The sequence below is a fragment of the Thauera linaloolentis 47Lol = DSM 12138 genome, assembly GCF_000310205.1.
In the GTDB taxonomy this organism is placed as follows: domain Bacteria; phylum Pseudomonadota; class Gammaproteobacteria; order Burkholderiales; family Rhodocyclaceae; genus Thauera; species Thauera linaloolentis.
The window spans coordinates 60363-69824 of sequence record NZ_AMXE01000009.1; the positions used below are offsets into that span (position 1 = coordinate 60363).

General features: G+C 62.0%; 9 protein-coding genes. 3 read left to right on the forward strand and 6 right to left on the reverse strand.

Features of this window, described 5'->3' with window-relative positions; translation table 11 throughout:
• Positions 1 to 48 precede the first annotated feature (48 nt).
• Both alaS and rho read left to right on the forward strand, forming a co-directional pair.
• A complete protein-coding gene (alaS, locus tag C666_RS04685; RefSeq protein WP_004334410.1) occupies positions 49 to 2670 on the forward strand; it encodes an alanine--tRNA ligase in 2622 nt (873 codons plus the stop codon).
• A 306-nt stretch (positions 2671 to 2976) separates the two neighbouring features.
• Positions 2977 to 4233: a transcription termination factor Rho gene (rho, locus tag C666_RS04690; RefSeq protein ID WP_038001075.1), complete on the forward strand. Its 1257-nt coding sequence runs from the start codon at positions 2977 to 2979 to the stop codon at positions 4231 to 4233.
• 22 nt (positions 4234 to 4255) lie between these two features.
• On the opposite strand, the gene C666_RS04695 is transcribed toward rho, so the two are convergent.
• From C666_RS04695 to C666_RS20350, 3 genes are all read right to left on the reverse strand, one after another.
• A complete protein-coding gene (locus tag C666_RS04695; protein WP_004334413.1) occupies positions 4256 to 5668 on the reverse strand; it encodes a hypothetical protein in 1413 nt (470 codons plus the stop codon).
• Entirely contained in the window at positions 5637 to 5987 is a 351-nt protein-coding gene (locus C666_RS21170) for a hemagglutinin repeat-containing protein (RefSeq protein WP_081593378.1), read from the reverse strand. Before C666_RS21170 ends, C666_RS04695 begins: the two co-directional genes overlap by 32 nt.
• Before the next feature lie 398 nt (positions 5988 to 6385).
• Positions 6386 to 6766, reverse strand: a complete 381-nt coding sequence (locus tag C666_RS20350) for a hypothetical protein (protein WP_154666226.1) — start codon at positions 6764 to 6766, stop codon at positions 6386 to 6388.
• Positions 6767 to 7112: 346 nt separating this feature from the next.
• On the opposite strand from C666_RS20350, the gene C666_RS04700 reads away from it, so the two are divergent.
• Positions 7113 to 7355, forward strand: a complete 243-nt coding sequence (locus tag C666_RS04700) for a hypothetical protein (protein WP_004334416.1) — start codon at positions 7113 to 7115, stop codon at positions 7353 to 7355.
• 32 nt (positions 7356 to 7387) lie between these two features.
• On the opposite strand, the gene C666_RS20355 is transcribed toward C666_RS04700, so the two are convergent.
• Genes C666_RS20355 through C666_RS04705 form a run of 3 tightly spaced genes read right to left on the reverse strand, consistent with a single transcriptional unit; the run spans position 7388 to position 9449 of the window.
• Positions 7388 to 7801 (reverse strand): hypothetical protein, encoded by a 414-nt coding sequence (locus C666_RS20355; protein WP_154666227.1) that lies wholly within the window; start codon positions 7799 to 7801, stop codon positions 7388 to 7390.
• Complete coding sequence (locus C666_RS20360; RefSeq protein ID WP_154666228.1) at positions 7798 to 8277, reverse strand: hypothetical protein; 480 nt, start codon at positions 8275 to 8277, stop codon at positions 7798 to 7800. The genes C666_RS20355 and C666_RS20360 overlap by 4 nt, the downstream gene beginning before the upstream one ends.
• Positions 8274 to 9449, reverse strand: coding sequence for a TrbJ/VirB5 family protein (locus tag C666_RS04705; protein ID WP_004334417.1), 1176 nt, complete (start codon positions 9447 to 9449; stop codon positions 8274 to 8276). The genes C666_RS20360 and C666_RS04705 overlap by 4 nt, the downstream gene beginning before the upstream one ends.
• Positions 9450 to 9462 lie beyond the last annotated feature (13 nt).

Here is a 9462-nt window from a genome sequence, read left to right on the forward strand (position 1 = left end):
CGTTCGCCCGCGGCGCGGGTCCATTGTCCAGAAAACACGCCAGCCTCCATGAAATCCGCCGAAATTCGCGACGCCTTCCTCAAGTTCTTCGAATCGAAAGGCCACCAGATCGTTGCCTCCAGCTCGCTGGTGCCGCACGAGGACCCGACGCTGCTGTTCACCAATGCCGGCATGAACCAGTTCAAGGACGTGTTTCTCGGCTTCGACAAGCGTCCCTACAGCCGCGCCACCACCTCGCAGAAATGCGTGCGCGCCGGTGGCAAGCACAACGACCTGGAAAACGTCGGCTACACCGCGCGCCACCATACCTTCTTCGAGATGCTGGGCAACTTCAGCTTCGGCGACTACTTCAAGCGCGATGCCATCGCGTACGCCTGGGAGCTTTTGACCGAGGTCTTCAAGCTGCCCAAGGACAAGCTGTGGGTCACGGTGTATGCCGAGGACGACGAAGCCTACGGCATCTGGACCAAGGAAGTCGGCGTCGCCGCCGAGCGCGTGATCCGCATCGGCGACAACAAGGGCGCGCGCTACGCTTCGGACAACTTCTGGATGATGGGCGACACCGGCCCCTGCGGCCCCTGCACCGAGATCTTCTACGACCACGGCGAGCACATCTGGGGCGGCCCGCCGGGATCGCCCGACGAAGACGGCGACCGCTACATCGAGATCTGGAACAACGTGTTCATGCAGTTCAACCGCGACGAGCAGGGCGTCATGCACCCGCTGCCCAAGCCCTCGGTCGACACCGGCATGGGCCTGGAGCGCATCTCCGCGGTGCTGCAAGGCGTGCACGCCAACTACGAAATCGACCTGTTCCAGGCGCTGATCAGGGCCGCTGCGCGTGAAACCTCGGGCAACGACATCGACTCGCCGTCGCTGAAGGTGCTGGCCGACCACATCCGCGCCTGTTCCTTCCTGATCGCCGACGGCGTCATCCCGGGCAACGAAGGCCGCGGCTACGTGCTGCGCCGCATCATCCGCCGCGCCATCCGCCACGGCTACAAGCTCGGCGCGCGTGCCGCCTTCTTCCACCGGCTGGTGCCGGACCTGGTGGCCGAGATGGGCACCGCCTATCCCGAACTGAAGGACGGCGAGCGCCGCATCATGGATGTGCTGCGCCAGGAGGAAGAACGCTTCTTCGCCACCATCGAGAATGGCATGGCTATCGTCGAGGCCGAACTGGACGCGATGGAAAAGGCCGGCAACAAGGTCTTCGACGGCGACACCGCCTTCAAGCTGCACGACACCTACGGCTTCCCGCTCGACCTCACCGCCGATATCTGCCGCGAACGCGAGGTGACGGTGGATGCCGCCGCCTTCGATGCCGCCATGGCGCGCCAGAAGGAGCAGGCGCGCGCCGCCGGCAAGTTCAAGATGGCGGCCAACCTGGAATACGACGGCCCCGAAACCATCTTCCACGGCTATGAGCGCCTGGAAGAAAAGGGCAATATCCTGGCCTTGTACAAGGACGGCGCGGCCGTCAATGAACTGTTCGAAGGCGACATGGGCGTCGTCGTGCTCGACGACACGCCTTTCTACGCCGAGTCGGGTGGCCAGGTTGGCGACCGTGGCGAACTGCGCGCGGCGGGCGGTATCTTCGGCGTCGAGGACACGCAGAAGATCCAGGCCAGTGTGTTCGGCCATCACGGCGTGGTGCGCACCGGCAAGCTGTCGGTGGGGCAGGGCGTCGCCGCGCGCGTCGACGTCGCCGCGCGTGCTGCCACGGCGCGCAATCATTCCGTCACCCACCTCATGCACAAGGCGCTGCGCCAGGTGCTCGGCGCCCATGTGCAGCAGAAAGGCTCGCTGGTCGACCCGGACAAGACCCGCTTCGACTTCGCCCACACCGCGCCGATGACCGCCGAGGAAATCCGTGAGGTCGAGGAAATCGTCAACCGCGAGATCCTCGCCAACGCCGCCACCGATGCTCGTGTGATGGCGCTGGACGACGCGCAGAAATCCGGCGCGATGATGCTGTTCGGCGAAAAATACGCCGACGAAGTGCGCGTGCTGACCATCGGCAGTTCCAAGGAACTGTGCGGCGGCACCCACGTCGCGCGCACCGGCGACATCGGCCTGTTCAAGATCGTCGCCGAAGGCGGTGTCGCCGCCGGCATTCGCCGTGTCGAAGCCATCACCGGCGAAAACGCGCTGCACTACATGCAGGAGCAGGAACGCCGCGTGCAGGGCATGTCGGCGTTGCTCAAGGTCCAGCCCGACGAGGTCGCCGAGCGCGTCGCCGGCATCCTCGACAACGTCCGCGCGCTCGAGAAGGAACTCGCCCGCCTCAAGAGCAAGCTCGCCGCCAGCCAGGGCGACGACCTGGTGAGCCAGGCGGTCGAGGTCGGCGGCATCAAGGTGCTGGCCGCCACGCTCGACGGCGCCGACGTGCCCACGCTGCGCGACACCATGGACAAGCTCAAGGACAAGCTCAAGACCGCTGCCATCGTGCTGGCGTCGGTTGCCGACGGCAAGGTCTCGCTGATCGCCGGGGTCACCGCCGACAGCACCGCCAGGGTCAAGGCCGGCGAGCTGGTCAACTTCGTCGCCCAGCAGGTCGGCGGCAAGGGCGGCGGCCGGCCCGACATGGCCCAGGCCGGCGGCACTCAGCCGGAAAACCTGCCAGCGGCGCTGGCGGGCGTCAGAGAGTGGGTGGGCAGCAAGCTCTGACGAGCTGGCTTTCCTGGCCCGCGTCGCCGGCGTCGTGCGAAGTGCACCGCTGCACGAGGGCACAGCCTTCCGTTCGATTCCTTTGCACGGTATTTACGAGTGACTGATACTCCCCAACCCGCTGCGAAACCGCGCTCGAAGAATCCTGCACGCAGGCGCCGCAACAACTCCCACACTCCCAACGGCCCCGGGAAGAACGGCCGAGGCGCTGCCCGGCATGGTGCCGGCGGCCCCGGTGAGGAATACGACCTGCCCGAGCCGACCGAGGGCGAGGAGTTCGCGGGGACGGATGCCCCCACCGGCCCGCTGCTCCACCTGTCGGAACTCAAATCCCTGCACGTCTCGGAATTGCTGGCGATGGCGCAGGCGCAGGGTGTGGAGGGCGCGCAGCGCCTGCGAAAGCAGGATCTGGTGTTTGCCCTGTTGCGGCTCCATGCGCGCAGCGGCGGGCCGATCCATGGCGACGGCACCCTGGAACTGATGCCCGATGGCTTCGGCTTCCTGCGCCTGGCCGACTCGTCGTACCTGGCCGGCCAGGACGACATCTACATCTCGCCCTCCATGGTCCGGCGTTTCAACCTGCGCACCGGGGACACGATCGAAGGAATCATCCGCGTTCCCAAGGCAGGAGAGCGGAATTTCGCGCTGGAGCGTGTCGACGCGATCAACGGCCGCCCGCCGGCTGAATGCAAGGGCAAGATTCTGTTCGAGAATCTCACGCCGCTGCATCCGCAGGCGTGCTTCAAGCTCGAACGGGACAACTGTGGAGAGGAGAACATCACCAGCCGGGTGATCGACCTCATCGCACCCATCGGCAAGGGCCAGCGCGGCCTGCTTGTCGCCCCGCCCAAGAGCGGCAAGACGGTGATGCTGCAGCACATCGCCCACTCGATCGTGGCCAACCAGCCGGACGTGGTGCTGATCGTGCTGCTGATCGATGAACGCCCCGAGGAAGTGACCGAGATGCAGCGCTCGATCAAGGGAGAAGTCATCGCCTCCACCTTCGACGAACCCGCCAGCCGCCACGTCCAGGTCGCCGAGATGGTGATCGAGAAGGCCAAGCGCCTCACCGAACACAAGCGCGACGTCGTCATCCTGCTCGACTCGCTGACGAGGCTGGCCCGTGCGTACAACACCGTAGCACCCGCGTCGGGCAAGATCCTGAGCGGCGGCGTGGATTCGAACGCGCTGCAAAAACCCAAGCGCTTCTTCGGCGCCGCACGCAACATCGAAGAGGGCGGTTCGCTCACCATCATCGCCACCGCGCTCGTCGACACCGGCAGCCGCATGGACGATGTGGTCTACGAGGAATTCAAGGGCACCGGCAACATGGAGCTCCACCTCGACCGCCGTCTGGCGGAAAAGCGGGTGTATCCGGCGATCAACGTCAATCGCTCCGGTACCCGGCGGGAAGAATTGCTCGTACCGCCCGATCAACTCCAGAAGACATGGATACTGCGCCGTCTGCTGCACGGCATGGACGACCTCGAAGCCGTCGAGTTCCTGCTGACCCGGCTGAAGGCCACCAAGAGCAACGCCGAGTTTTTCGGCACGATGCGCTGAAGGGCGATGATCTTCTTCTGGCCTATGCGATGTCGTAACCCAGCAGACGCCCGTCGATGATGCGCTGTGCCACCGGTTCGGGCACGTCCTGCTCCCAGGCGCCGCGACCGCGGCGCAGGCCGGCCAGTACTTCGGCAGCGTCGATGTGCAAGTGGCTGTCGTCGAGCGGCTGCACGGCGAGCAGCTTGTCGTTGTCCATCAGGTGGGCGAGCAGGTGGCGGAGCTTGGCCGGCACCTGCACGTTGTCCAGCGTCACCCGCTCCGCGCCGCCGCCGCTGGGACGCGACGGATACACATAGACGTGCGTGTTGTCCGGGAACAGCTTGCCGAAGGCTTCCAGGATGCCGCCCTCGAGGCCTTCGTAGTATTTCTCGTCGAACAGGGAATCGAAATCACGCACCGACAGCACGATGCCGATCGGTTTCTGCGTGTAGCGCCGCAGATAGGCGCGCAGACGGAAGAAACGCACGTAATCGGAAATCATCACCGTGTAGCCCTGTGAGGCGAGCAGTTCGATGCGGGCGAGGAAGTCGGCACCGTCGACCCTGTCGCCGCTGATCAGCGAATTCATCGTGATCTCGGCCAGCGACACGATCTCGCTCTGGTCCACCGCGGCGACCTGGCTGAACTGCTTCAGGCCGGCAGTCATCATGTCCACATTGACACAGGTCACCGGCTTGAAGCTGCCGCGGATCACCATCACCGGCTTGCGGTGGAACAGCTCGCCCGGCACCACCATCTCGCCGGCCGGGTTGAACACCACCGCCCGCGTCAGCCAACTGCGGATCAGGTGCAGATTCATCAGCCGGTTGTCGACCTCTTCGAAATAGGGGCCGGCGAAATGGATCAGATCGACCTCGATGCGTTCCGAACCCAGCGCGTCGGCCAGGCCCTCGACCACCCATTCGGGATGGTGGTGGTGGAAGAAGGCGCCATGGATCAGGTTGACACCCAGGATGCCGAGCGCCTCGGCCTGCTGCGCGTTGTCGTTGTCGAGCATGCGTACGTGCAGGATCACGTCGCTGGGCGCCGCGCCTGGATGCAACTGCAGGCGGATGCCGACCCAGCCGTGGCATTCGTTCGTCTGCTTGAAGCTGCGTGCGGTGACGGTGGCGGCATAGGCGAAGAAAGTGGTGTTCTTCGGCCGCAGATGAGCGAGCCGTGCCACCACTTGGTCGAACTCCTTTTCCAGCATCTGCAGCAGCCGTGCGCGGCTGACGTAGCGGTCCACATGGCCGTAGATGTCGTCGCTCACCGCCATGTCGTAGGCCGACATGGTCTTGGCGACGGTGCCTGCCGCCGCGCCGACCTGGAAAAACCGGCGCGCAACTTCCTGCCCGGCGCCGATCTCGACAATGGAGCCGTATTTGTACTTGTCGAGGTTGAGCTGCAGGGCCTTCTGATCAGTGGTGAGAGCGGTGTCGCGCGTATGCATGGGCGAAAATCCGACGTGAGTGGGCGAGGCGCGCCACAGGCATCGGGAACGCCCCCAGTCGGGCGGCAGTCCTGCCCGTGCGGCATCCGGGACGTGCGTGCCATTGTCGCGCATCGCGCACCTGGGCGCCAGAATCGGGCGCATTGCCGGTGCGTACGGCGGTGTCCCCTGCGATGCCGCCGAAGCCGGCGCTCTTCTGTTCGCTCTCGAAGGTGTGGATGTCCTGCAGGCTCTCGATGACGAGGTTGCCGCCGATGTTGGCCGCGACCCGGTCGGCGGATACGACGGCGCCCCTGCCTGCCGAGCACCGCCAGATTATTGGCTGTCGGTAATCAGGCTGCTGGTTACACCTTTAGCGAATTCGAGGCAATCGCCCTACAGATGAATTGTCGGCTGTAGGGGAGCAGATATGAATCCACATATAGTAATTGGCGGCGTCAAACGAGCTAGTAAAGATCGCTGGCCTTGATCGGTGCCCGCGCTCAGAATGATAAACTAGCCAGACACCATCTTCTTCATGTATGCACCATCCTCCGTCATCGAATGCGTCGGGAGCGCATAGAAGATTGATGTTGATATTAATTTTTGACCTCTTTAACTCCTCGGCTAATTCATTGAGTGCCCAGTTTTTGATGGGTTGTTCGATAGGGGGTGGGGGTTCGTATTTGCTGCCCCATTCTATTTTCATGGTTTTTGGATTTTCAAGATATCCTGCTTTTATTTTTCGTAGTGGTAGCCTTTGGATTCCATGCAGGCTATCCATGCCTTGGTGAGTCTTGTTCGAGGGGCGAAATCGTCTTTGCCATCTGGGTGTTTTGTATGCTGTAACTGTTCTTTACTGAAAATAACGTGATCAGCAGCAAGTGCTGTTTTTGCTGCTCCGCATGCCCACGAATCCTCACGCCGCTGTTCAATCGTTACCCCTTTCTTAATCCAATGTGTCCCATAGGGTTGGCTCTTTTCGTGAAATGGGTTTCCTTCCATCCAGAATCCGCCGATCCCACAGCCTAATAGTAAATGGGGAATGCAAAAAATCGTAAGAATGATGATTTTTCTCTTCATTTTGCGGTCTTCAAGAAAATAGAGATGGCTTGCCATATTTCTGGCTGCAGGAGTTCGGCTGCTGCAAATGGAGTTGAAGGGATAATTGCAACGCCGCTCCATGCTTCATGAAGTATTTTTTCAGCATCTGAACGGCCTCGCGTCGCACTGCCCTGTTCGTTATACAGTCCGCTGAGATTTCCTCCGATATGGTCGTGTGTTCCTGCAAAAGCTTCGATTAGCTTGTCCTGCCAACTCCCCGCTTCATAGGGTTTCCCGAGAAATGTTCCCTTGTATCCCTGAATTCTGCCGGTTGCGCAACCATGCGTTGCCCTTCTGGCGTTTCGATAAATTCAGCTAGTGTCATCGGGTCTGGGTGTACTGCCGCCCGGCCACCAGGGTGATGTTGCCCTGGACACTGCCGACGGTGCTGCCCAGCGCGGTGGTGGCGTCGGTGTCGGTGTTCTGCGTGAGCTTCTGCGAACCGACGCTGAGGCTGGCGCCCGAAGTGGACAGGCCGCTCTTCTTCTCCTTGCGGAAATGGGTCTCGGCATGGGTTTCGGTGGCCGCTTCGATCGCCAGGTCGCGCCCGGCGGCCAGCGTCAGGTCCGCGGTGGATCGGTTTCGCGTGCTTCGTCGATACTGACCGTCACCGTGCTAGGAATGTGGCGTTCTCAATCATTTGAGAGGTTCAAGTACACGCCCTACGCAAGCTGGAGAAGTGCGTCCGATCTCGTTGTCGTAGCATTTGCCGGTGAAGCGGTAATATTTTGCAACCATGCAGCGTTGCCAGTCGCGGAACAGGCGATTGTATGTTTCATGTTCCTTTTCGTCGGAAAGTCTCGCCTTATCAAATTCTGGCCGATAAATACCTGCTGCCGTAACGCCTCCAGCCCTGCAATCTACTGAATCCCGGTGGCGGCTATCCACCGTCATTCCGGATTTTTCCCAGTATTCGATGTAGGGTCTGATAGATTTAAGGTATGCCTTGCGCTCAAGTGCACACGGGCCATTCAAGCACTGACCATAGAGACATCCTGAGAGTACAAGTGACAGGCTCAATAAAGATGCCGATTTTAATAGAACTTTCATCTTGCACTGTTCAATAGAATAGAAATCGCTTTCCATATTTCAGGAGAAAGCAGCTCTGCCGCAGCAAAGGGAGCCGACAGCGGAATGGCAATTTCGCTCCATCGATCATGAAGTATCGCTTCCGTTGTTCCTCGCCCTCTTGTCGCACTGCCCTGTTCATCGTACAACCCACTAAGGTTTCCGCCAATGTAATCGTGCGTACCCGCAAAGGCTTCGATCAGTTTGTCCTGCCAACTGCCGGCAGCATAGGGCACGCCAAACAACGTTCCTGCCCAGCCCTGAATACCGCCTGTGGGCCCGGACATTTTCTTGCCTTCATCGGTTCTCTCCAAGAAATCCGCCAGGCTATTGAACCCCGCTTTTGCAGGGTCGAACTGTACCAAGTTATCTGCGGTAAGCTCCAGCTTCGGGATGCCCCTTTCATCGAAAACTGCATTGCCGTTGGCATCAACTTGTGTCTTGCACCGCTCATTCACCGTTCCGCACAACAAATCCAGATCGCGCGTGTCCCGCCCAAGCCGACGCCATCGCCACGCAGGCCTTCACTCTTGCCCTCCAGCAGGTTGGTCAGCGTGGTATTGCCATCGGTGATGCCGTCGAAGAGGCGTGAGTTCTCGATCGACAAGCGGCGCATTTCGTCCGCCGCGGCCGACAGGCTTTCCCTGAGCAGCGCGGTGCCGCCCATGCCCGTGACCGCGCCGATCAGCACGTTCATTACGCGCTCTTCCAGAAGAAGTTCATCCAGGCGGGCCTGAAGGGCGGCTTTGTCCGCTTCAGTTTCCGCTTGATTGATCTGTTCGCGCAGGGCCTGTCTGGCCTCCTGCACATAGCTGCTGACGGCTTGATGAGCTTGCTGGCTGAAAATTTCCGTGATCTTGACCTGCGCATCGATGTCCTTCTGCACCGCCTCCGCATCGAAGATCGGCACGATACCGGTGGGCGCATCGCCCGTGCGCACTGCAGTGTCCCCTGCGATGCCGCTGATGCCGGCGGTGTTGATGCTGCGGGCGCTGTCGCTGTCTTCGCCGAAGCCGGCGCTGGTGCCTTGCGGGGTGAACGCCCCATCGAAGCTCACGCCCGTACCGATGTTCAGGCTGGCGCCCTGAGCGTCGTACTCGGCCCTGTTTTCGAGGTCGGCGAGCGTCAGGCTGCCGCCGGTGCTGAAGCGGTTCCTGTCGTTGTCGACGGCGGCCTGGGTGCTGGCGATGGCCGCGCCGGTGAGGGTGGTGTCACCGCCCACGCGCACGTCGAACCCCTTGTCGCCGGCCTCGATGTGCTCGCCCGCGCCCGTGGCACTGATGCGGATGTCGCCGCCGGCCGTCACGTCGGAGGCACGGGCAGAGAGGTCGCGTCCGGCGGACAGCGGCAGATCGCTCGTGGCCCGGAGTGTGCTGCCGACTTCGGTGCTGCTGTCCTTACGCCAGCGGTTGCCCTTGCTGGCGGTGGAAGCCTGGCGGGTTTCGCCGCCGTCGATCAGGCCACAGTTGCTGAGCGTGCCGTTGACGTCGATGTCGACGGTGTCGCCCGCCAGCGTGCCGCTGTTGTTCAGCGCACCGGTGGTCGTCATGCACAGGCCGCCGGCAGTGACGATTTCGCCGGTGTTGTCGATGTCGGCATCCAGGTCGAAGGCCAGGTTGCCGGAGCCCACGCTCGCGCTTGGA

Coding starts and splice junctions, on each gene's coding strand:
- alaS (WP_004334410.1), top strand. CDS start 49: ATGAAATCCGCCGAAATTCGCGACGCCTTCCTCAAGTTCTTCGAATCG.
- C666_RS04695 (WP_004334413.1), bottom strand. CDS start 5,668: ATGCATACGCGCGACACCGCTCTCACCACTGATCAGAAGGCCCTGCAG.
- C666_RS20350 (WP_154666226.1), bottom strand. CDS start 6,766: ATGGCAAGCCATCTCTATTTTCTTGAAGACCGCAAAATGAAGAGAAAA.
- C666_RS04700 (WP_004334416.1), top strand. CDS start 7,113: ATGTTGCCCTGGACACTGCCGACGGTGCTGCCCAGCGCGGTGGTGGCG.
- C666_RS20355 (WP_154666227.1), bottom strand. CDS start 7,801: ATGAAAGTTCTATTAAAATCGGCATCTTTATTGAGCCTGTCACTTGTA.